This window comes from Natronomonas sp. CBA1123 (assembly GCF_009741925.1).
GTDB lineage: Archaea > Halobacteriota > Halobacteria > Halobacteriales > Haloarculaceae > Natronomonas.
Genome location: NZ_WPCC01000008.1, coordinates 16,158 through 37,896, shown reverse-complemented (window position 1 = coordinate 37,896; position 21,739 = coordinate 16,158). Strand labels below are relative to the sequence as shown.

Genomic DNA, 21,739 nt, shown 5'->3' with positions numbered 1-21,739 from the left:
GCGACTTACTCCTCGAACGGACAGAACAGTACCGGAATATCACTGTCGAGCATCACGTTCTGTGAGACGCTGCCGAAGACGGCCTTCCCGGCAGGCGAGCGCTTCCGGCCGGCGACACAGACGAGGTCAACGCCCCATTCCTCGGCGAGTGTGATGATTTGGTCGGCCGGGTCGCCGCTGCTCTCTTCGAGCGTCACGTCGATGCCGTTCTCTTCGAGGATATCGCGGGCGACGCGCGCCGGCGCGAACTGGCTAATCGAGGCGCCTTCGACGTTGTCGGTGAAGACGTGAGCGACGGTCACGGTGGTGCTGCCGTCGGCCCAATCGAGGTCAGCGACCGCTTCGGCTTGTAGCTGTGCGCGGCCTTCGTCGTCGTCGACGGCGAGTAGGATATCCGTCATGCAGTCGCCCTACGAAGGCCTCCATCATTATACTCCGCCCGAAAACGGTCAGTAGTGCTTCAGGATTGCAGTTCCTCTTCGGCTTCGAGCAGTTCGTGATACCGGTTGCGGATGGTGACCTCCGAGATGTCGGCCACTTCGCTGACCTCGTTTTGGGTGACCTTCTCGTTGGTCAGAAGCGAGGCAGCGTACACCGCGGCGGCAGCGAGGCCGACCGGCGACTTCCCGGAATGAATGCCGGCCTCTTGGGCACTGTCGAGCAGTTGGCGCGCGCGTCGTTCGGCCTCATCGGAGAGCTCGAGGTCGCTCGCGAACCGCGGGACGTAGCTCTTCGGGTCGGCGGGTTCGATTTCGAGACCCAGCTCGCGGGCGACGTAGCGGTAAGTGCGGGCGATTTCGTCCTTCCCGACGCGGGAGACGTTCGCCACCTCGTCGAGGCTGCGGGGCGTCCCAGCCTGTCGGGCGGCAGCGTACAGCGACGCCGTGGCAACACCCTCGATGGACCGCCCCGGAAGAAGGTCGTCGTCGAGGGCCCGCCGGTAGATGACGGAGGCGGTCTCCCGGACGTTCTCGGGGAGGCCCAGCGCCGAGGCCATGCGGTCGATTTCGCCGAGTGCCTGCTTGAGGTTGCGCTCCTTGGAGTCACGGGTGCGGAACCGCTCGTTCCACGTCCGCAGGCGCTGCATCTTCTGGCGCTGACGACTCGACAGGGAGTTGCCGTAGGCGTCTTTGTCCTGCCAGCCGATGTTCGTCGATAGCCCCTCGTCGTGCATCATCTTCGTCGTCGGCGCGCCGACGCGGGACTTCTCGTCTTTCTCGGCGGAGTCGAAGGCGCGCCACTCCGGCCCGCGGTCGATTTCGTCCTCCTCGACGACCAGTCCGCACTCACTGCAGACTGTCTCGCCGCGTTCGGTGTCGGATTCGAGTCGCCCCCCCACACTCCGGACAGACGAGTTCGTCTTCCTCCTCGTCCTCCCGTTCGTTCTCGTCGCGGGCGTTCTCCTCCTGGAAGCGTCTGACGGTGGAATCGGTCATTTTGGGTGTGAAGTCAGCAGTTGCTGAAAGAACCGGCCGTACATTGTGTTGCTGCGCCTACAACTTAAACATTTGGGCCACGGGCGGTCTCTCCGGAGGTTTTAGGGATTTCGTCGCCCCCACTTGTGACAGTCGCCACGGCGAGTGCGGGGAGCGAACCATTCGAAACCCTTAGTGACATCCCACGCCCACTCGGGAACATGACTGTCGACGACGAGGAGGTCCGCCACGTCGCTTCGCTGGCCCGGGTCGACCTCGACGACGAGGAAGTCGAACTGTTCGTCGAGCAGTTCGGCGACATCCTCGAGTACTTCGAGGCGCTCGACGACGTGCCCGAAGTCGAACGCGAGGCCGAGTTGGCGAACGTGATGCGACCCGACGAGGTCCGAGAGAGCCTCTCACAGGAGGAGGCGCTGGAGAACGCTCCCGAGACCGAGGACGGCTACTTCAAGGGGCCGAAGGTCTCATGAGCTACAACGCGTTCATCACCGAAGCGACCATCGAACCGACCGACGACGGCCCCCTCGACGGCGTCACCGTCGCCGTCAAGGACAACATCTCCACCGAGGGCGTCCGCACCACCTGTGGCTCGTCGATGCTCGACGACTACGTGCCACCGTACGACGCCACCGTCGTCGAGCGACTGAAAGCCGCCGGTGCGACCATCGTCGGCAAGGCCAACATGGACGAGTTCGGGATGGGGACGACCACCGAGACCTCGGCGTTCGGAGCGACGGAAAACCCCGCCGCCGAGGGCCGTGTTCCGGGTGGGTCCTCGGGTGGCTCTGCCGCGGCCGTCGCTGCGGGCGAGGCCGACGCCGCACTCGGCTCCGACACCGGTGGGTCGGTCCGCTGTCCCGCCGCCTTCTGTGGCGTCGTCGGCATCAAGCCGACCTACGGCCTCGTCTCTCGCTACGGACTCGTCGCCTACGCCAACTCGCTTGAACAAATCGGTCCGCTGGCACCGACCGTCGAGGACGCCGCCACAGTGCTCGACGCCATCGCCGGGCCCGACCCCAACGACGGAACGACCCGCGAGGAAGGTGCGAACTCGAACTACGCCGACGCCGCCGACGGCGACGTCGACGGTCTCACCATTGGCGTTCCCACCGAACTGCTGGAGGGCGCCGACGAGAGCGTTCGGGAGACCTTCGAGGCGGCACTCGATGACCTCCGCGGGCAGGGCGCGACGACCGAGGAAGTGTCGCTTCCGTCCGTCGAAACCGCCGTCCAGGCGTACTACGTCATCGCCATGTCGGAAGCATCCTCGAACCTCGCGCGCTTCGACGGCGTCCGCTACGGGAAATCGGGGGGCTACGAGGGCAACTGGAACGAATCCTTCGCCAACGCTCGCGAAGAGGGCTTCGGCGAGGAGGTCAAACGCCGCATCCTGCTCGGAACCTACGCCCTCTCCGCAGGGTATCACGACAAGTACTACAAGCAGGCCCAGGACGCCCGCGCGTGGGTGAAACAGGACTTCGACGAGGCCTTCGAGACCGTCGACGTGTTGGCATCACCGACGATGCCCGTCCCGCCGTTCGAGATGGGCGAGAGCCTCGACGACCCCCTCCAGATGTACCTCGCCGACGCCAACACCGTCCCCGTCAACCTCGCGAACCTCCCCGCAATCTCCGTTCCCGCTGGTGAAACCGACGAGGGGCCGGTCGGCCTCCAGCTCGTCGGTCCGGCCTTCGAGGAGGAGACGCTCATCCGCGCCGGCTCGGCGCTGGCCTGACCACGGTATCGATTCACACGCCCGAGGAAGGCTTATTTTCCCCGCGTCGAACCGCTCGGCGGGGGATTCGATGACGCGCTATCTGATTTCCGACCACCACTTCGACCACGACAACATCATCGGCTACTGCGACCGCCCGTTCACGTCGGTCGGCGAGATGCACGACGTGCTGCTCTCGCGGTTTCACGAGACCGTCGACCCCGACGACACGCTGTATCACCTCGGCGACGTGGCGATGGCGATGCGGGACGGCGAGAAGACCGGCGAGTGGCTCGGTCGACTGTCGGAATCCGCCGTCCTCGTCCGCGGAAACCACGACGCCGCACTGGACCCCGAGAACGTCGACTACCCGGTCGTCTCCGCCTGCGTGCTCGAAGCCGGCGACTACCGCTTCTACTGTACTCATCGGCCGGAGGACACGCCGGAGTGGTGGGATGGGTGGGTACTCCACGGCCATCACCACAACAACCATCCGGAGGAGTACCCCTTCGTCCGAGCCGACGAGAAGCGCGTCAACGTCTCTGCGGAGTTACTCGACTACCGACCGGTGGCGCTTCCATCGGTCGTGCGGCTGTTGGAGGCCTGTGCGGAACGCGACAGGCGACTCGTCCGCGACCGAGCGGCCGCCGATGAACTGCTGGAGGGTTCGCCGTAACCCTCACCCCGCGACCGTCGAGACGTACGCCAACGCGAACAGCGTCGCGTTGTACAGCCCGTGGATAATCGCCGGAACGACGACGTTGTCGGTCATCTCGTAGGTAATCGCGAAGACGAGACCGGGGAAGAACAGCAGCGTAATCGTGAGCGCGACGCCGGAGGTGGGCCCGCTGAGCGACCCCGCGTGGGCGGCGGCGAAGATGGCCGTCGCCACGGCGAGACCCACGGGCGCCGAGAACGTCTCTCGAAGGCGGCTCTGGATGATACCCCGGAACAGCAACTCCTCCCCGGGACCGATGAGAACGAACGCGAGGACGATGAGGACGAGGAAGATTCGGGGGGGGGTCCTGCTGACCGAGTTCACCCGCCCGATTCTGTGCGGGCGTCAACCCGAGCAGGAACACGACGACGAAAATCATCGTGATGGCGGTGACGAACGCGAGGACGTACCCCGCGCCGACGTAAATCCACCCTTCGAGGTCCGGGGTCCGGACCCCGACGTACTCGAGGTCGAAACCACGATACCGGAGATACACCGCCGAGAGGCCGAAGAACGTGAGCCCTTGTAACAACACCGTCGAGAGGACCGTCGACGCGAGCAGCGGGAGGTCGATGCCGGCTGAGCCGAGCGCCTCCGCGACGGCGAGCCCGATGAGACTTCCACCACCGAGGCCCAAACCAGCGAGGAGGAGGGCGGTGAGGACGGCAAGTACGGGCGACGGAATCCGACCGGCGACCGCATCGATTGGACCCGACGAACTATCGAGTGGAGCCATTGCCGGCCGTAGGGTCGGTGGGGTGAAAAGCCCACACACTCTCCGGTGGAAGCTTCCCGTTCTTCAATCGAACGCGTACAGTTCCGACCAACCACCGTCAAAAAGTACAATTTAGCTGCTACTTTTCTCGGCGACAGGGGAAAAAGAGGCAACAATCGCACCAATATTTAACTCAGATGCGTCTGAAACCTGATTAGTATGGTATCACAAGAAGTACAACTTCGAAGCACAATAGCTGGGTTCACCGCGGAGGGACGGCTCCACACGCTCAGCGTCTGGTTCATTCTCGCACTCCGATTGATGATGGGAGTGGCGTTCCTCCAGAGCGGCGCCAGTAAGGTTCTCGCGGGGGATTTCAACGCCGCGGGCTATCTCCAGAACGCGCCGCCGGCGAACGGCAGCCCCGTCGCGGACCTGTTCGTTGCCATGGGCAACACCCCGGCGCTCGTCGAGTTCGCGAACATCGCCGTCCCGTGGGGCGAGGTCCTCATCGGGCTGGGACTCATCGTCGGCGGCCTGACGCGGCTGGCGGCGTTCTGGGGCGCGGTGTTGATGCTGATGTTCTATCTCGGCAACTGGGACATCAGTCACGGCTACATCAACGGCGACTTCGCGTACATGCTCGTCTTCCTGTCGGTGGCCGCCTTCGGCGCCGGCCGAATTCTCGGCCTCGACGCCTACATCGAGCAGTACGAAGTCGACGGCCAACCGCTCATCGAGCGCTACCCGTGGATGGCGTACATCCTCGGCTAGGGACTATCGGTTTTTGACCAGCAAGTAAATACCGACGGCGACGACCGGCACCGCGAGAAACGCCGGCAGCGTCACGACGCCGCTGGCATTGCCGCCGAACTGCACCAACAGCAGGATAGCGACGAAGACGACGGCAAAGGCTGCGACGACGAGGCCGACGATTCTGAACGGGTCGTCGTCCATCGGACTACCGGTCGGCGTCGTGGAGGCTCTCGAGTATCTCGGGGTCGGTGCGGAACTTCAACACGTTCGTCACGACGGAGTTGCGGAGGTTGTGGACGGCCTCGCCGTGTCGCTTGTAGAACTCGTGAATCCACTGCGATTGGGCGTCCCTGGTCGGGAACATCATAACCGACTTCCACTGGTACTCCCCGTCCGAGAGGAAGTAAAACAGCGTGTTCGGCGAGTCGCGGATGAACTCCATGGCCGACCGCCACTCCTCGGCGAAGTTCTCGGGGTTGAACTTGAACTCGAACAGCGCGAAGTGGAAGTACTCCTCGTTGGGGATGATGGCCTCACGGAAGACGCCCTCCTCGCGCATCCCCCGAATCGACTCCGAGACGGTGACGTGCGAGACGTCGATGCCGTACTTCTCGTCGAGAATGCGCGCGAGGTCCCGCGAGGACAGCTGTGGGTCCCGCGAGAGCTCCCGAAGCACCAACACGTCGCGTTCCTTGAACTCCCAATCGGGCGATGTGCGCTCCATACTCACGCCCCATCGCCCGGGCTACTGGGGTTTTCGGTCAGGAACGACCGGAGTTCCGCTCGATACGCCTCGGGAACGTCCTCGACGACCCAGTGGAACGCCTCCGGGAGTCGCGACACCTCGCCACCGAGTTCGTCGGCGAGCCGTTCGCCGTACTCGATGGGCTGCATCACGTCGTCTTCGGCCCACAGACACAGCAGTTCGGCGTCGATGTCTTCGTAGGGGATTTCGGTCGTGTGGTTGGTGTTGGTCGCCACCGCCGCCCGCGAGATGGCGCGTTTGCCACCCTCACGGAGCCACGGTTCCTTCATCCCCTCGACGAAGGTGGGGTCGGCGTCGCCGTAGGCACCCTCCGCGAAGGCGAAATCGAGTTTCGCTTCGAACTCCTCGTCGTCGAGGTCGGCCGTCGCCGGCAGGCCGAGATTGCTGATGAACTCGACGGGCCAGGAATCGTAGCAGACGATGTTCGAGGCGACGAGGCGCTCCACGCGGTCGGTGTGGGCGGCGAATCGAAGCGCGACGCCACCGCCGATGTCGTGGGCGACGAGCGTCACGTCACCGAGGCCGAGGTCGTCGAGCAGTTCGCCGACCATCGCCTCCTGAGCGCGAATCGAGCGGTCGAAACCGTCGTGGGCGTCGGAGTTACCGTAGCCCAGCATATCGGGGACGACGACGCGGTAGTCGTCCTCGAAAGCGGGGGCGACGTGACGCCACAGGAACGACCACGTCGGGATGCCGTGGAGGAAGACGAGCGGGTCGCCGTCCTCGGGGCCCTCGTCACGGTAGGCGACTTCGAGGTCGTGGCCGTCGACGGTGACCGTCGTCGACTGTTGGGCCTCGGACCACTCCTCGTGTCCCGGCCCCGTCATAGAACGCGGTCGGAGATGATGTTTTTCTGGATTTCCGAGGTGCCCTCGTATATTTTCGTGATACGAGCGTCGCGGTAGATGCGCTCGACGGGGTGGTCGGAGACGTAGCCCGCGCCGCCGTGTACCTGAATCGCCTCGTCGGCGACATCGACGGCGTGTTCGGATGCGAAGAGCTTCGCCATCGACGCCAGTCGGACGGCGGTGTCGTCTTTGTCGCCCTCGACGTGGCTGGCCGCACGGTAGGTCAGCGAGCGGGCGGCCTCCACGTCGGTCGCCATCTCGGCGACTTTGTGTTCGATGGCCTGGAACTCCTTGATTTTCTGGCCGAACTGCTCGCGGTCGTTGGCGTAGTCGACGGCCGCGTCGAGTGCGCCCTGTGCCGCGCCGACGGCCTGAGAGGCGACGCTCGTCCGCCCGGAGGCGAAGAAGTCCATCAACTGGTAGAAGCCCTCGTTCTTCGTGCCGATGATGTTCTCCTCGGGGACGCGCACGTCGTCGATGACGACCTCGGCGAGGTCAGAGGCGCGAATGCCGAGTTTGTTGTCGATTTTCGAGGGCTTGAATCCGGGGTCGTCGGTGGGGACGAGGAAGGCGGTGATGCCACGGTGGGCCGGGTCGGCGTCGGGGGCGGTTTTCGTCATCACGACCGCCACGTCGGCGACGGTGCCGTTGGTAATCCACATCTTGTTGCCGTTGAGGACGTAGCCGTCGCCGTCCTCTTCGGCGACCGTCTCGATGCCCGCCACGTTCGACCCGTGGGCGGGTTCGGAGATACAGGAACAGGACGCCGACTCGCCGTTGGCGATTTTCGGCAGCCACTCCTCTTTCATCCACTCGTCGCCGTATTCGAGAATCATCGACGAGCCGAAGCCCGCCGACCCCACCGCCGACCCGATGCCGGGGTCGGCCCGCCACAGTTCCTCGGTGACGATACACCGAGAGAGCATGTCCATCCCCGCGCCGTCGTACTCCATCGGGATGTGCGGCGCGACGAAGTCGAGTTCTGCCGCCTTCCGGCGGAGTTCTTCGGGGTACTCCCCGTTTTCGTCGTGCTCGCGGGCGACGGGCTTGATTTCTTCTTGTCCGAATTCGCGGACGGCCTCGCGAATCGCTTCGTGCTCGGCCGAAACTTGGAACGCCATATCCGAGCTATAGGTTCCCGTTGCAAAATAGATTTGCCAAACGGTACAACAGTGTTAAGTTCCTTGCTGGATGACAGACACTCCCTGTCGAGCAGTTACTTGCCCTCGAACTCGGGTTTGCGGCCCTCCATGAACGCGTTTGCGCCCTCGACGTGGTCGTCGGTCGCGAAGACCGCCGCTTGGGCGGCGGCCTCGTTGTCGAGGGCGTCTTTCAGACTGGCGTTGAACCCCTGTTCGATGAGTTTCTTCGAAGTTCGGAGCGCGACCGTCGGACCGGTGGCGATGGGTTCGATGAACTCCTCGGCTTGCTCCTCGAAATCCTCCTCGTAGACGTGGTTGAACAGGCCGAGTTCGCCGGCTTCCTCGGCGTCGAGCAGTTCACCGGTGAAGACGAGTTCCTTCGCCTTGCTGGCGCCGACCTGTCGCGGCAGGAGATACGACGTGCCGGTGTCGATTGCGAGACCGACCTGTCGGAAGCCGAAGGAAATTTTTGCGTCGGCGGAGGCGAGCGTCACGTCGGCGGCGATAGCGAGGTTCGCGCCCGCGCCGTAGGCCGTCCCGTCGACTTTGGCGATGGTCGGGAGGTGGAACTCCGCGACGCGCTGGATGGCCCGACTCGTGTCGTGTTGGATGCCCTCGACGGCCTCGTGGAGTTCGGCCGTCCCACTCATCAACTCGACCATGGAGTTCACGTCGCCGCCGGCACAGAACGTCCCCTCCTTGCCGGTGACGACGAGACAACGGGCCTCGTCGGAGTCCTCGACCTCGTCGACGGCGTCGACGATGGCGTTGGACATCTCCTCGGAGAGCGCGTTGCGGTTGTCGGGTCGGTTCAGCGTTATCGTCGCGACACCCTCCTCGATGTCGAGGAGTACTGGGTCACTCATGATACGTCTCGACATGCGAGGCCACGGGCTAAAGTGTTGCCACAGGGTTGACCAGCGTTTGCCAACCTCGGTTTTGGAGTTAACGCCGAAAATATAATGTCGCTGTTCAGTTACGATTGCTCATCGAAAGGGGAGTTCCCTACTCGCTGCCGAGGTACGCCTCTTGGACGTCCGGGTTCTCCCGGATTTCCTCGGGCGTCCCCTCCGCGAGCAGTTCGCCGAAGTTGATGACGATGGCCCTGTCGATGAGTTCGAGCAACCCGCGCATGTTGTGGTCGACGACGACGAGCGTCGTTCCCTCCTCGCGGAGTTCGGTCAGCAGACTCGAAATCTGTCCGATTTCACCCTCTGCCAACCCCGCGAAGGGTTCGTCGATGAGCATCATGTCGGGGTCGGTCGCCATCGCACGGGCGAGTTCCAACCGGAGCATCCCCGCGTGGGGGAGTTCGTCGGGCATCCGGTGCATCTCATCGCCCAAGCCGACCCGTTCGCACAGTTTGATTGCCTCAGCGCGAGTCTCCCCGCGTAGGCCGCTCGTCGAGAACAGCTCGTCGGGAACCAGCGCCGTCTGGACGTTCGCGAGGATGGTTCGGTCCTCGAAGGGCCGGAACTCCTGGAACGTCCGCGCCAGTCCTTTTCCGACCATCTCGTAGGCGGGGAGGCCGGTGACATCCTCACCGCGGTAGTACACCGTCCCATCCGTCGGCGGGTAGCGGCCGGTGATGCAGTTGAACGTCGTCGACTTCCCGGCGCCGTTCGGGCCGATGAACCCGAGTATCTCCTGTTCTTCGACCGCAAAGGAGAGGTCGTCGACGGCGGTCAGCCCACCGAAACGTTTGGTGAGGCCGTCCGCGACCAACACGCCGTCGTCGGGGTCGAAATTGCGGGCGTCGTCGACCGGCTCGGCCGGTGGTTCGGCGTCGCCGGATTGGGCGCCGCTGCTCATCGGCGCTCACCTCCGAACAACTCGCGGAGGTCGTCGGTCCATTCCTCGACGATGCGCTCGCCGCGGCTCTTGCCGCCGTCGGCGACCGCCTCACCCGCCTGTGGTTCCGAGCGAGCGCGCCACTCGCCGACCAGCCGGGGGACGATTCCCTCCGGCAGGTAAAACAGGAACCCGAGCGTCACGATGCCGAACAGGAGGAAGTAGATTTCTCCCACCGGCACGTTCACGACCGGAATCGTGAACTCGATGTTCCGCATGAACACCCGCAGCAGATAGAAGAACAGGCCACCGATGGCGGCGCCGGTAATCGTACCGATGCCGCCGAGGATGGCGGCGACGATGACCTCGATGCTGATGATGAGCGCCAGCAGTTCGGAGACGTTGAAGCCGCCGACGCTGTGACCGTACATCGCACCCGCGAGGCCGCCGACCAGCCCCGAGAGCACGAAGGCGAACAGTTTGAACTTCGCGGGGTTCTTCCCCGTCGCCGCGACGGAAATCTCGTCGGCACGAATCGCCGTCAGCACCATCCCTGCGTCGGAGCGGGTGATGGCGACGAAAATCACCAACGCCAACAGGAAGACGAACAGCGCGAGGTAGTACCCCGAGTAGGGGTCGAAGCCGGGCGACGGTATCGGCCCGATAGCGCTGAACTTCTCGACGGTGCCGACGCTCACGAGGCCGAGTTCCCCGCCGGTCAAGTCCGGGAAGAACCGGAACACCGAGATGAGGATAATCGGCGTCACGAGCGTGATGAGCGAGAAGTACGGCCCCTGGACGCGCAGCGACGGGAAGCCGATGAGCAACCCGGCGATGCCGGCGGCGACGGCGCCGATGGGCGCTGCAATCCACGGGTCGATGCCCATATGCAGGTTCAACATCCCCGAGGTGTAGCCGCCGACCCCGAAGAACAGGCCGTGCCCGAACGATATTTCGCCGGTGTAGCCGGAGACGAAGTCCCAGCTCATCACGAACGTCGCGAAGAACAGCGCCGACGAGAGGTAAATCGCGTAAATCGCTGGGATGACCAGCGGCAGGACGAACAGCGCCACGATGCCGAGCAGGCCGACCTGCTGGTGGCGCTGCATCTCGACGGGGTTGAGGATGTCGCCCCACGACTTCAAATCGGATTGGGTCTGTCCCGACATTTACTCCTCCACGAGTTCGCGGCCGAAGAGGCCCTTCGGTCTGACGAGCAATACGAGCACCAACACGACCAGCGCCGACACCCCAGCGAGCCGCTCGCTGAGGAACGTAATCGTCATCTGGTCGAGGAAACTGATGAGGTAGGCGCCGATGACGCTGCCGCGGATGCTGCCGAGACCGCCCAACACGACGATGGCGAACGACAGCAGAAGCGGGTTGCGACCCATCAGTGGGTTCGCCGTCTGGAACGACGCGAGGAACAGCCCCGCGAGGCCGGCGAGGGCACCCGCCAGCACCCACGTGTAGGTGTACACCTGCTCGGAGTCGATGCCGGCGAGTGCGGCGCCCTTATCGGACATCGAGGTCGCGAGGATGGCCTTGCCGGTTCGCGTCCGGTCGACGAAGTAGAACAGCCCGCCGATGAGCACCCACGACAGCACGAACACGAGGATGCGGTTGGCTTGGATGCTGTCGCCGAGGACGGAAATCGACCCGCCGAGGAGTTGCGGAACGAGCAACTCCTCGCCGCCGAAGACGACGAGCGCGAGTTGCTCGACGACGATGGCGACGACCAGCGTCAGGATGAGCACGGTAACCGGGTTGTGCCGCACCTTGCTGATGAGCCCCTTGTACAGCGCGAGCGAGAACGCCCCGGAGATCACCGCCGCGGCGATAGCACCGAGGACGATACTGCCCGTGGCGGCGTCGACGGCATAGGCGCTGTAGGCGCCCACCGTGATTATCGCCCCGTGTGAGAGGTTCAACACCCCGCCCACGCCGAATATCAGCGTGAAACCGATGGCTACCAGCGAGTACAGCGCCCCCAACATGAGGACGTTCGTCGCGATAGTGATGGCGCTTACCATCTATATTAGGCCCATGGCGGGGACTGGTAGTCGACTTCCTGCAGGTCGTCGGGCCAGAGAACGCGCTGGTGGCCCTCGCCGCTCTCGTCGGCCTGCCACTGGAAGTAGACGCCTTGTGAGTAGTCGGCGCCGTACCGAACGTCGTGGGGGAACCGGCCGTCTGGGCCGAAGAACTCGATGTTCCCACCGGTGCCGGTGTAGGACATCCCCTCCAGTTCGGAGACGAGGTCGTCGCTGTCGACGCTCTCGGTGGCCTCGATGGCCTCCTTTATCATGTACACCGCGTCGTACGCCGAGTAGCCGGTGTACACCGGGAGACTGTCGTACTCCTCCTGGTAGGCGTTCGCGTAGGGAACCGTCTTCTCGGTGACCTCGGAGTTGGCCGTCGCCGTCGTCTGTGAGAACGTCGAGATGGCCGCCCCTTGCGTCGCCTCGTAGAACGACGGCAACTGCGTCGGGACGTGAATGCCACCGAACCCGAAGGGCCGCTGCTGTTGGGCCCACTGGACGAGCGCCGTCGTCCCGGTGTGTGCCAGGGCCGTGTAGGCGCCGTCGACTTCGTCCGCTTCGAGCTGGTCGTACACCGGCGTGAAGTCCTCGGTGCCCTCCGCGACACGACGGACCTCGGTCACCTCGACGCCGACCTCCTCTTCGAGTTGGGACTTGATATTGTTGGTAATCGGCTCCGTCCACTTGTAGTCCTCCGCGAGGAAGGCGATTTTCTCCCAGCCCATCTGCTCGAAGCGGTCCGCAGCGAACTGGACCTGCGACTCCCCGAGGAACACGGAGTTGATGGGACCGACACGGAACCAGTACTTGTTGGTCTCGTAGTCCTCCTCGACGAGGGCGGGCGCCTCCGGCGTCGCCGCACCCGCCGTTAGGTGGACCGTACTCTGCTGGGCGATGTTGCCCATAATCGAGAGGAGCTGCTCGGAGCCGAAGATACCGACCGTGGCGTCGACGTTCTCGCCGGTCGTCAGCTCCTGATACACCGACCGGGTCGTCCCCGGCTGGTCTTTCGTGTCCTTCGTCGAGACCTCCACGTCGGCGCCGGCGATGCCGCCGTTTTCGTTGATTTCGTTGACGGCGAGCTCGGCACTTTTCAGAATCGAATCGCCCATCGGCGAGTCGGCGGGCCCGAGGGCACCGATGGTGATGGTGTCCGGAACGCCACCGCCGCCGCCGTTGCCGTTCCCGTTGCCACCGCCCAGACAGCCCGCCAAAGCAGTCCCCACGGCCCCTGCACCCGTTGCTCTCAGGAACGAGCGTCGATTGACCCCGAGAGCGCTGTTTGTTCGTGAACCGTTCGACCGTCGGCTGCCATTATTATTGTTAACCATTACCGCTATCCGTCCTTATGGGACAACCATCATAAATGTGCTGCTGGTTTCCAGACGATACGCTGTTAGAGAAAAGTCGATTCTAGACTACCGATGGTAATTTCCGGAAAATTTAGTCAACATCTGTAGCCATTCCGGGGGACGTGCCCATATCTCGGAAAACGGCCTACGTGACAGCTCAGCGAGCAGTCCACCCGCCGTCGACCGCCAGCGTCTCGCCGGTCGCATACGAGGCGAGGTCGCTGGCGAGAAACACCGCCGGCCCGGCGATTTCCTCGGGGTCCGCAAAGCGGTTCAGCGGCGTCCGCGCCTCGATAGAGTCACGCAGGTCGTCGTTTTCCTGCAGGTCGGTCGTGAGGTCCGTCGCGACGTACCCCGGCGCCAGACAGTTCACCCGCACGTCCGGGGCCCAGTCGAGTGCGAGGCTCTTCGTCAGCCCGACCAGTCCGTGCTTGGAGGCGACGTAGGGGTGTTGCCGGGGAAGGCCGACGATTCCGCCGACCGAAGCGACGTTCAACAGGGTGCCGCCAGCGTCCTTCAGCGACGACTCGGCGGCGCGGGCACAGGCGAACGCCCCACCGAGGTTCACGTCCAGCACTGAATCGAACCCCTCGTCGGAGACGGCGTCCGGCGTCCCCAGCGCATCGTCGGGGTTGATGCCGGCGTTGTTGACGACGATGTCGACGCCGAGGTCCTCGGCGATGCGGTCGAAGCAGGCCTCGACGGCGTCGGTGTCGGCCACGTCGAGCGTTTCGACGCGGCTCTCGACGCCGCGGTCGCGAACCTCCTCGACGACGGCCTCGACGTCCTCTTCGGTCCGTGAAAGCGGAACGACGTTCGCGCCGGCGTCGGCGAACCCCAACGCGATTGCCCGGCCGATACCGCGGGAGCCACCAGTGACGACGGCAGTTCGCCCCGAGAGGTCGAGTTCCATACCGCCTCCGCGTCCGGCGCCAGCAAAAAGCCACCTACCGAGGGGAACGCCTTCGTAACGCTCATACGCCCGATACGTCTAAGGGTACCCAATGGAACTGCGCGTCATCGAGAACTTGGAGAACGAACTGTCCATCGAGATTCAGGGCGAAGACCACACGTTCATGAACGTGCTGAAGGGCGCCCTGCTCGAAGTCGAGGGCGTCACGGCGGCCACCTACGACATGAACCCCGAGCAGTCCGGCGGCCAGACCGACCCCGTCGTCACCATCAAGACCGACGATACGATTGCGCCCCTCGATGCGCTCGAAGAGGCCACCGGCGGCGTCAAAGACAAAACGTCCGCGTTCCGCGACGCCTTCGAATCCGCAGCCTGACTGCTGTTTCTCCCCGAAACCGCTTTGACGCTCCCGCGCAGAGCGACGCGTATGCAGCGACGGAGGTTTCTCGTCTCGACCGGAGCCGCAACGGTCGCACTCGCGGGGTGTCTCGGCGGCAACGGCGACGGTGGAACGACCAACGACGGCTATCCGCCCGAATCCGACGACACCCCCGAACCGATGGCCGTCGATACGGACGCCTTCGAACGCATCGACGTCGAAGGCACTGCGGTACCGCTGGCGCCCATCGAAGTGACCTACAACTGGTATCGGCGGCGGGAGGCACGCTTCGCCGACGCCCGCGGCGAGGGTCAATACGAGCGCGCCCACATCGAGGGTGCCGCTTGGAGTCCCGCACCAGAAGGCCGAACGAACGACCCCGTCGAGTCGTGGCCGCGGGAGGACCGCATCGTCTGTTACTGTGGCTGTCCACACCACCTCTCGTCGCTCCGGGCGGCCGCACTCATCGAAGCCGGCTACCAGAACGTGTACGTCATCGACGAGGGGTTCTTCGAGTGGCTCGAACGGGAGTACCCCGCAGTCGGCTCGGAGATACAGAACAGCGTCGACTCCTACACCATCGCCGGCCGAACCGACCCCGCCCACGCTGGAGCCACCGTCTACGCCGCCCACGAACCCACCGACCAACGCGAAGCCGCTTTCGTCGACGACGACGGCAGCTACGAGATGACGCTGCACTTCGGCGGACTCACCGCGGACAGCGAAATCCGACTCGAAACCCCGGCGTACGAACTCCTCGCGCCGCTGTCGGAGCTCACCGCCGGCGTGATAACGGGGCCGTAATTAGATTCGCATCGGGATGCCCTGCTCGTCGAGGTATCGCTTGACCTCGTCGACGGAGTACTCCTCGAAGTGGAAGATAGAGGCCGCAAGCGCCGCGTCGGCGTTGGCTTCGGTGAACACTTCCTCCATGTGGACGGGCGAGCCACAGCCCGAGGAGGCGATGACCGGCGTCGAGACGTTGTCACAGACCGCCTTCGTCAGCGGGATGTCGTAGCCGTCCTTCGTACCGTCGGCGTCGATGGAGTTGACGAACAGCTCGCCGGCCCCGCGGTCCGCAGCCTCCCGAGCCCACTCCACGACGTCGATATCGGTCCCCTCGCGGCCCCCCTTGACCGTACACTCGAACCAGCAGGATTCGCCGTCGACCTCGGCGTAGTACTCGCCGGCCTCGTCGTAGCGTCGGCGTGCGTCGACCGAGATGACGATACACTGACTGCCGAAGGCCTCGGCGCCCTCCTCGACCAACTCGGGGCGCTCTAGGGCGCCGGTGTTGATGGAGACCTTGTCGGCGCCGGCCCGCAGCGTCTCCTTGATGTCGGCTTTCGTCCGGATGCCGCCGCCGACGGTCAGCGGGATGAAACACTCGTCGGCGACCGCCGAGACGGTTTCCAGCATCGTCTCTCGACCCTCCGCCGACGCCGTGATGTCGAGGAAGACGAACTCGTCGGCGCCGGCCTCGTTGTACTTCTTTGCGAGTTCGACGGGGTCGCCGGTGTACTCGAGGTCCTCGAAGTTGACGCCGGTGTAGACGGCGGCGTTGCCGTCGTCGTCCAAATCCACGTCGATACAGGGGATAATCCGCTTGGTGAGCGTCATCTACTATGTAAGCCTAACGCGGGTGTGGGTTTCACGGTTTCGGAGCAGGGACGATAGGTGGAAAGGCACAAACCGAGCGGCCGACAAGCGTCGGCAATGACCACCGTACGGAACATCGCACAGGGGGTTCGCTCCTTTACGAGCAACGCCTTCCTCGTCGACGGCGAGCGGACCGTCCTCGTCGATTCGGGCAACGACTTCGACGCCGTCGAGCGAATCGAAGCCGCGGGGACGGGCCTCGATGCCTCGTGTTGACCCACACTCACCCCGACCACGTCGGCAACGTCGGGGCTGTCGTCGACGCCTTCGACGTCGACGTGTGGGGGTTCGACCCCGAACACGAACTCGTCGACCACGCTATCGCCGACGGTGACACCGTCGTCATCGGCGACGACGACCACCTCGCGCTGCACACACCCGGCCACAAGGACGACCACCTCTGTCTGTACTCACGGGAGGGGGGAATCCTGTTCGCCGGCGACCTCGTCTTCGCCAACGGCGGGTTCGGACGAACCGACCTCGCCGAGGGCGACCGCGAGACGCTCATCGAGAGCATCGACTACCTGCTGGAGACCGTCGACGACGACCTCGAAGCGATGTACGTCGGCCACGGGCCGGCCGTCGAGACCGACCCGCTGTACCACATCGAACTCGCCGCCCAATCCGCGCGGATGAACTAGACGGCCGCCAGCAGCTCGTCGTAGGTGTCGGCGTAGGCGTTGGCGACGATACCGGGGTCGTCGCGCTCCCGGCCGGACAGCGCCGGCAGCGTCGCCGTCGACAGCGGATCGAGCAACTCGACGACATGTTCGACGCGCTCTTCGAGGCGCCCCTCGTGGGCGCTCCCGCTCGCAACGTCGCAGGCTTTCGCGTAGCGCTCGCCGTCGAAGATTCGACAGCGGCGGGGTTCGACCACCGCGACGGCGTCGGGGACGAACTCCGAGAGTGGCCGGGCGATGTCGGCGTAGGACTCGACGACGGCGGACTCCCGTTCCGCGATTTCCTCGTCCAGCGCGTCCAGTGCCGGCGCGTGAACCTCGGCCATCAGGTCGTTGAGTTCCGGCAACGACTCGACGTGCGGGGCGTCTTCCAGCGGGAGGTGTCGCTTCGCCGCCGGCGGTATCTCGATTGTGCCGTTGACGACGTAGCGGTCCCCGTCCTCGGTCGTGATGCGGTCGACGACGAACGCCCGTCCCTCCCGTCCGAGCAGGCCCTTTCCGCTGCCCGGTCGCGGAATCCACAGGCGGTGGATGGGGTTGATTGATTCGGGTTCGATGTCGCCGGGCGAGGCAGCGGCGAGTCGTTTCGAGTCCTTGCCGTACAGTCGCCCGTCGGCGACGGCCCGTCGATAGTCGTCGTGGTCGTACCAGTAGCCGTTGCCCGCTCGCGGCTTGAACCCGCGGGAACCGGTGCGTTCGACGAGCCCCGTGGTGAACGTCGTCTTGCCGGCGTCGACCTCCGCGCTCCCTGCGACGAGCAGTTTCATTTCAGCCCGTAGTGTCCCGGTTCCTCGTCGCTTTCCGGCTCCGCGAAGACGAACGACTCGCTGTGGTCGAGCATCCACGGAATCGCCCAGTTGAGCAGGATGTCCTCGGTTCCGGGGTCGAGGTCACGGTCCGGTTCGACGCCCTGCAACAGACGGGCGATTTCGTAGACGGTGTAGAGCTGGTCCGGTTCCAGTACCTCCTCAGGGTCGTAGAACTCGAAGTCGCGGATGTCGTCGAACTCCTCACGCGGTCGTGGCATAGCCGCCGGTAGGTGACCGGCCCTTTTATGCGTTCGTTACCCGCGACGAGGGGCCCCAAAACACGTTTGCATCTCGGATGCTACGTCGGCATATGAGCCCATCGTCGTCGACGGAAGCCCGCCGCATCAGCGAGGAAGTGTCGTACATCCCGTTCGGGGTTCGTGGACTCGACGGGCCGCTTCGGGGCATCCCGACGGGCAGTTCGGTGTTGCTCGCCGGCGCCCCCGACGCGGGCGGTGACCCATTCACGTACACGAGTCTCGCGCGATTGATGGCCGCGAAACACGCCCCCGAACAGGTCCCCAGTCAGTTGAGCGAGCGTGCCGAACACATCCCGGAATCGGTGACGTACCTGACTCTCTCACACGACCGCGAACACGTCTACAGCGCGATGGACGCCGTCCTTCCCGACGAGCAGTTCGACGTGCTCGCCGACCACACGACAGTCGCCGACTTCTCACAGCGGTTCATGGACCTGTTGCCGGTACCCGAGGCGCTGTTCGACGCCAGACGGCGCGACGATGCTATCGAGCAATCCGAGGAGAAACACCACGAGATGGACACGGAGTCGGAACCCGAACCGGAGACGTTCCAAGAGTTCCTCGACGACATCAGCGACCGACTCGCGGAGGCCTCCGATAGCCTCATCGTCGTCGATTCGCTCTCCGATATCGAGCGGGCCACGGAGTTCGGACTCCCAACGGGTCACGAACTCGCCTTCCTGCTGGGGTTGCGAGAGGCGGTCGTCAACTGGGGTACCGTCGCCTACGTCAAGTTGGACCGTCGGGCGGGCTTGGTCCGAGAGGACACCACAGTCAGCGGACTGCTGCACGGCTCCGTCTACTTCTACTCCAACGACGAGGGCTATACGACCTACCGGACCGTCCGAGTTGGGTCCTTCGGCGGCGCACTCGACACCGAACGACAGGAGGTGTTCGACTCCATCGTCGACGACGGCGGCTTCCGGGCGAAGGCGACGAAGAAGGTCGGTCGAAAGCACTGGTAACACCGCTGCTACGGGCGGTATCGTTCGAAGAAATATCTGTGGTGTGACTACGGTTCTACTGCTGGACGGCGTTCTCGTACTGCTCTGCGACGTTGTCCCAGTCGACGACGTCGAAGAAGGCGTCGATGAAGCTTCCGCGGTCCGGACCGTAGTCGTAGTAGTAGGAGTGCTCCCAGACGTCGAGCGCGAGGATGGGGTGGCTGCCCCAGAGGGCACCCTGGTCGTGCTTGTCGACGACGAGGTTGCGCAGTTGGTCGGCAACCGGGTCGTAAACGAGCAGCGCCCAGCCGCCTGCGGCGCCCGCGGCAGCCTTGAACTCGCCCTTCCAGCCCTCGTAGGAGCCGAAGTCCTCCTCGATTCGGTCGGCGAGGTCGCCCGAGGGCTCCCCACCGCCGTTGGGGTCCATGTTCTCCCAGAACAGCGTGTGGAGATAGTGACCGCTACCGTTGTGAGTCACGTTGCGGATGGCGCTGCCGGACGAACCGAAGTCGCCGGCCTCGCGGTTCTCCGCGAGCGTCTCCTCGGCCGACTCGAGACCGTTCACGTAGCCCTGATGGTGGGTGTCGTGATGCCACGTCAGGACCTGCTCGGAGATGGACGGTTCGAGCGCGTCGTAGTCGTACGGGAGCGGCGGCAGTTCGGGATTGGAATGTTCGGGCATTTATATCGACCTCCAAATGTACCAGTCGTCTGGATAGCTGTTAAAACTTCGTGGAAGGATGGTACCACACCACACGAGAGAGACCGCCAGATGGCGGCCGGTTGGCGTTTCTCGTCAGAGGCGTCGCGTACCGCGAACTCGGAGAACCCGTCGGAGAAAGTGATTCAACTACAGGGATTAAGTAAGACAGTTGGAAACCAGTTGTATGGCCGAGGATTCTCAAGGAGATAACCACAGCCCGGGGGACAGAGCAGGTGGAGCACCACCCAATGACGACCCCGGGACGAACATCGATTCGACTGCGTACGAAACCATCTTCAACGCAGTCGAAGATGCCGTCTTCATCTTCGACGTTGCCCACGACGATGCCGAGGTGACCTTCAGGTTCCGAGCGAACAACCAGGCCCACGAATCGATTACCGGGATGGCAACGGAGGACTACCGCGGTCAAACGCCACAGGACCTTTTCGACGACGAACGGGCTGTGGACGTTCTCGATAAGTATCGTACCTGTGTCGAACGGAAAGAGACGATAGAATACGAGGGGACACTGGAACACCCCTCCGGAACCATCGAGTGGCAGACGAAACTGACACCCATCACCGAGGATGGGACAGTCACTCGAATCGTCGGTGTCGCCCGCGATATCACGGACCGAAAGGAACGAGAGCGTGAACTCGAACGCTATCGAGATATCCTCGCCAAGGCACAAACCATCGCAAACATCGGTGCGTGGGAGGCCGACCTGCGTCGGGATGAATCCTGGACGACCGAGCAGGTAAACGAAATCTATGGGTTGCCCCCCGACGAGGAAATCGGCATCGGCGAAGGTATCGACTACTTCCATCCAGACGACCGTCCAATCATCGAAGAGGCGTTCGAACGGGCTATTGAAACGGGCGAGCCGTACGACCTTGAACTTCGTGTCGAGGGGGAGAACGGAGAACGACGGTGGGTTCGCGCTCAGGCCGACCCCCATCTCGAGGATGGCGAGGCGGTTCGCATTCGAGGGACGTTCCAGGACATCACCGAACGAAAAGAACGAGAGCGGGAACTGGAACGAAGCCGGAGACGGTTGCAGGCGCTCTTCGAGCAGGCGCCGGACGCGATTTTCATCCACGACGGGACTGGTGCGATTCTGGATGTAAACACGCAGGCGGTCCAGTCACTGGGGTACGGCTACGAGGAGTTGTGTTCGATGCAGGTCGAGGATATCGAAGCTACTCGTGGGGAGGAACTGGACGACACCTGGCGAGGGATGGAGACGGGAGAGATGGTAAAAAAAGAGGGGAGACAACAACGAAAGGACGGGTCGACGTTTCCAGTGGACGTATGGGTAACGAAATTGGAACTCCCCGAAGGTATCCGTTATCTCGCCCTCGCCAGAGACACGAGCGAGCGAAAGCAGTACGAAGAAAAGCTCAAAGAACAGCGAGATAACCTGCAACTGCTGAACGAGGTCGTCCGCCACGACATTCGGAACGACCTCACGGTTATCAAAGGATACGCCGATTTGCTTACCGACCACATCGACGAGGGCGGTGAAACGGAGCTCGAAACCGTTCAACAGAAAGCCGAAGAGGCAATCGGACTGACGAAGACGGCACGGGATTTGGCTAACGTGATGCTTCAATCCGACGCCGAGAAACAGCGGATGTCTCTCGCACACACGCTCGAGAGTCAAATCGAAGAGAGCAGGTCGGGAGACGCCGTAGCGATTGTAACCGTCGAGGGGGCGATTCCGGACGTCAGCGTTACCGCCGATAACATGCTCGAAGCGGTCTTCCGAAACCTGCTGCAGAACGCGATTCAGCACAACGACAAAGCGGTGCCGGAAGTTGCCGTGACCGCCGAGGAATCCGACGACTCGGTACGGGTTCGGATTGCGGACAACGGGCCGGGAATTCCCGATTCACGGAAAGACGAAATCTTCGCCCGAGGCGAAAAAGGGCTCGAAAGCGCCGGAACCGGACTCGGCCTGTATCTCGTCGAGACGCTCGTCGACCGATACGGTGGCGACGTGTGGGTCGAAGACGCCGAGCCCGAAGGCGCCGTGTTCGTCGTGGAACTACCGATTGCTGGCTGAGAGAGGCCCACGTCGAGACGACCGGCAATTCGCGGTGCTCACTCGTC

The 21,739-nt window shown here is 63.8% G+C and carries 24 protein-coding genes and 2 pseudogenes; 9 read left to right on the top strand and 17 right to left on the bottom strand.

Going from position 1 to position 21,739, the window contains the following annotated elements; translation table 11 throughout:
• Positions 1 to 5: 5 nt before the first annotated feature.
• Positions 6 to 401 (bottom strand): universal stress protein, encoded by a 396-nt coding sequence (locus GJ631_RS05835; protein ID WP_156708249.1) that lies wholly within the window; start codon positions 399 to 401, stop codon positions 6 to 8.
• Between the two features lie 59 nt (positions 402 to 460).
• A pseudogene (locus GJ631_RS05830) lies at positions 461 to 1,436 on the bottom strand (transcription initiation factor IIB family protein).
• 200 nt (positions 1,437 to 1,636) lie between these two features.
• Here GJ631_RS05830 and gatC point away from each other — a divergent pair.
• The 3 genes from gatC to GJ631_RS05815 all read left to right on the top strand — a co-directional run bounded on the left by gatC (position 1,637) and on the right by GJ631_RS05815 (position 3,826).
• Positions 1,637 to 1,906, top strand: a complete 270-nt coding sequence (gene gatC, locus GJ631_RS05825) for an Asp-tRNA(Asn)/Glu-tRNA(Gln) amidotransferase subunit GatC (RefSeq protein ID WP_156708248.1) — start codon at positions 1,637 to 1,639, stop codon at positions 1,904 to 1,906.
• Positions 1,903 to 3,171, top strand: coding sequence for an Asp-tRNA(Asn)/Glu-tRNA(Gln) amidotransferase subunit GatA (gene gatA, locus GJ631_RS05820; protein WP_156708247.1), 1,269 nt, complete (start codon positions 1,903 to 1,905; stop codon positions 3,169 to 3,171). Before gatC ends, gatA begins: the two co-directional genes overlap by 4 nt.
• Positions 3,172 to 3,241: 70 nt before the next feature.
• Positions 3,242 to 3,826 (top strand): metallophosphoesterase, encoded by a 585-nt coding sequence (locus GJ631_RS05815; RefSeq protein WP_156708246.1) that lies wholly within the window; start codon positions 3,242 to 3,244, stop codon positions 3,824 to 3,826.
• A 3-nt stretch (positions 3,827 to 3,829) separates the two neighbouring features.
• Here GJ631_RS05815 and GJ631_RS05810 read toward each other — a convergent pair whose 3' ends face one another.
• Complete coding sequence (locus GJ631_RS05810) at positions 3,830 to 4,192, bottom strand: CPBP family intramembrane glutamic endopeptidase (protein WP_156708245.1); 363 nt, start codon at positions 4,190 to 4,192, stop codon at positions 3,830 to 3,832.
• Positions 4,193 to 4,802: 610 nt separating this feature from the next.
• On the opposite strand from GJ631_RS05810, the gene GJ631_RS05805 reads away from it, so the two are divergent.
• Positions 4,803 to 5,357 carry a DoxX family protein gene (locus tag GJ631_RS05805; RefSeq protein WP_156708244.1) on the top strand — a complete coding sequence of 185 codons (555 nt, stop codon included), beginning with the start codon at positions 4,803 to 4,805 and terminating at the stop codon, positions 5,355 to 5,357.
• A 3-nt stretch (positions 5,358 to 5,360) separates the two neighbouring features.
• Here GJ631_RS05805 and GJ631_RS05800 read toward each other — a convergent pair whose 3' ends face one another.
• The 10 genes from GJ631_RS05800 to GJ631_RS05755 all read right to left on the bottom strand — a co-directional run bounded on the left by GJ631_RS05800 (position 5,361) and on the right by GJ631_RS05755 (position 14,193).
• Positions 5,361 to 5,540 (bottom strand): hypothetical protein, encoded by a 180-nt coding sequence (locus tag GJ631_RS05800; protein WP_156708243.1) that lies wholly within the window; start codon positions 5,538 to 5,540, stop codon positions 5,361 to 5,363.
• Between the two features lie 4 nt (positions 5,541 to 5,544).
• Positions 5,545 to 6,063, bottom strand: coding sequence for an Lrp/AsnC family transcriptional regulator (locus GJ631_RS05795; protein WP_156708242.1), 519 nt, complete (start codon positions 6,061 to 6,063; stop codon positions 5,545 to 5,547).
• Between the two features lie 2 nt (positions 6,064 to 6,065).
• A complete protein-coding gene (locus tag GJ631_RS05790; RefSeq protein WP_156708241.1) occupies positions 6,066 to 6,932 on the bottom strand; it encodes an alpha/beta fold hydrolase in 867 nt (288 codons plus the stop codon).
• Positions 6,929 to 8,074, bottom strand: a complete 1,146-nt coding sequence (locus tag GJ631_RS05785; RefSeq protein ID WP_156708240.1) for an acyl-CoA dehydrogenase family protein — start codon at positions 8,072 to 8,074, stop codon at positions 6,929 to 6,931. The genes GJ631_RS05790 and GJ631_RS05785 overlap by 4 nt, the downstream gene beginning before the upstream one ends.
• A gap of 95 nt (positions 8,075 to 8,169) precedes the next feature.
• The gene (locus GJ631_RS05780; RefSeq protein WP_156708239.1) at positions 8,170 to 8,961 is read right to left on the bottom strand and encodes an enoyl-CoA hydratase/isomerase family protein; all 792 of its coding nucleotides are present in this window, start codon (positions 8,959 to 8,961) and stop codon (positions 8,170 to 8,172) included.
• 139 nt (positions 8,962 to 9,100) lie between these two features.
• A complete protein-coding gene (locus tag GJ631_RS05775) occupies positions 9,101 to 9,907 on the bottom strand; it encodes an ABC transporter ATP-binding protein (RefSeq protein WP_156708238.1) in 807 nt (268 codons plus the stop codon).
• A complete protein-coding gene (locus tag GJ631_RS05770) occupies positions 9,904 to 11,055 on the bottom strand; it encodes a branched-chain amino acid ABC transporter permease (protein ID WP_156708237.1) in 1,152 nt (383 codons plus the stop codon). The genes GJ631_RS05775 and GJ631_RS05770 overlap by 4 nt, the downstream gene beginning before the upstream one ends.
• Complete coding sequence (locus GJ631_RS05765; protein ID WP_156708236.1) at positions 11,056 to 11,919, bottom strand: branched-chain amino acid ABC transporter permease; 864 nt, start codon at positions 11,917 to 11,919, stop codon at positions 11,056 to 11,058.
• A 5-nt stretch (positions 11,920 to 11,924) separates the two neighbouring features.
• Positions 11,925 to 13,154, bottom strand: coding sequence for an ABC transporter substrate-binding protein (locus GJ631_RS05760; protein ID WP_370518565.1), 1,230 nt, complete (start codon positions 13,152 to 13,154; stop codon positions 11,925 to 11,927).
• Positions 13,155 to 13,437: 283 nt separating this feature from the next.
• Complete coding sequence (locus GJ631_RS05755; protein ID WP_156708234.1) at positions 13,438 to 14,193, bottom strand: SDR family NAD(P)-dependent oxidoreductase; 756 nt, start codon at positions 14,191 to 14,193, stop codon at positions 13,438 to 13,440.
• 91 nt (positions 14,194 to 14,284) lie between these two features.
• Here GJ631_RS05755 and GJ631_RS05750 point away from each other — a divergent pair, with 91 nt between their 5' ends.
• Positions 14,285 to 14,569: a DNA-directed RNA polymerase subunit L gene (locus GJ631_RS05750; RefSeq protein ID WP_156708233.1), complete on the top strand. Its 285-nt coding sequence runs from the start codon at positions 14,285 to 14,287 to the stop codon at positions 14,567 to 14,569.
• 51 nt (positions 14,570 to 14,620) lie between these two features.
• On the top strand, positions 14,621 to 15,376 hold the full coding sequence (locus tag GJ631_RS05745; protein ID WP_156708232.1) for a rhodanese-like domain-containing protein: 756 nt from the start codon (positions 14,621 to 14,623) through the stop codon (positions 15,374 to 15,376).
• Here the strand turns inward: GJ631_RS05745 and hisF are convergent, their stop codons facing one another.
• A complete protein-coding gene (gene hisF, locus GJ631_RS05740; protein ID WP_156708231.1) occupies positions 15,377 to 16,192 on the bottom strand; it encodes an imidazole glycerol phosphate synthase subunit HisF in 816 nt (271 codons plus the stop codon). It abuts the gene before it with no gap.
• 96 nt (positions 16,193 to 16,288) lie between these two features.
• On the opposite strand from hisF, the pseudogene GJ631_RS05735 reads away from it, so the two are divergent.
• Positions 16,289 to 16,872: pseudogene (locus GJ631_RS05735) on the top strand (MBL fold metallo-hydrolase).
• Here GJ631_RS05735 and GJ631_RS05730 read toward each other — a convergent pair.
• Both GJ631_RS05730 and GJ631_RS05725 read right to left on the bottom strand, forming a co-directional pair.
• The gene (locus GJ631_RS05730; RefSeq protein ID WP_156708230.1) at positions 16,869 to 17,678 is read right to left on the bottom strand and encodes an ATPase; all 810 of its coding nucleotides are present in this window, start codon (positions 17,676 to 17,678) and stop codon (positions 16,869 to 16,871) included. The pseudogene GJ631_RS05735 and the gene GJ631_RS05730 sit on opposite strands and share 4 nt — an antisense overlap.
• Positions 17,675 to 17,938 (bottom strand): DUF5827 family protein, encoded by a 264-nt coding sequence (locus GJ631_RS05725; RefSeq protein WP_156708229.1) that lies wholly within the window; start codon positions 17,936 to 17,938, stop codon positions 17,675 to 17,677. Before GJ631_RS05725 ends, GJ631_RS05730 begins: the two co-directional genes overlap by 4 nt.
• A gap of 92 nt (positions 17,939 to 18,030) precedes the next feature.
• On the opposite strand from GJ631_RS05725, the gene GJ631_RS05720 reads away from it, so the two are divergent.
• Complete coding sequence (locus GJ631_RS05720; RefSeq protein ID WP_156708228.1) at positions 18,031 to 18,945, top strand: chemotaxis protein CheY; 915 nt, start codon at positions 18,031 to 18,033, stop codon at positions 18,943 to 18,945.
• A gap of 55 nt (positions 18,946 to 19,000) precedes the next feature.
• Here GJ631_RS05720 and sod read toward each other — a convergent pair whose 3' ends face one another.
• Positions 19,001 to 19,606, bottom strand: a complete 606-nt coding sequence (gene sod / locus GJ631_RS05715) for a superoxide dismutase (protein WP_156708227.1) — start codon at positions 19,604 to 19,606, stop codon at positions 19,001 to 19,003.
• A 205-nt stretch (positions 19,607 to 19,811) separates the two neighbouring features.
• On the opposite strand from sod, the gene GJ631_RS05710 reads away from it, so the two are divergent.
• Positions 19,812 to 21,692: a PAS domain-containing sensor histidine kinase gene (locus GJ631_RS05710; RefSeq protein ID WP_156708226.1), complete on the top strand. Its 1,881-nt coding sequence runs from the start codon at positions 19,812 to 19,814 to the stop codon at positions 21,690 to 21,692.
• Positions 21,693 to 21,739 lie beyond the last annotated feature (47 nt).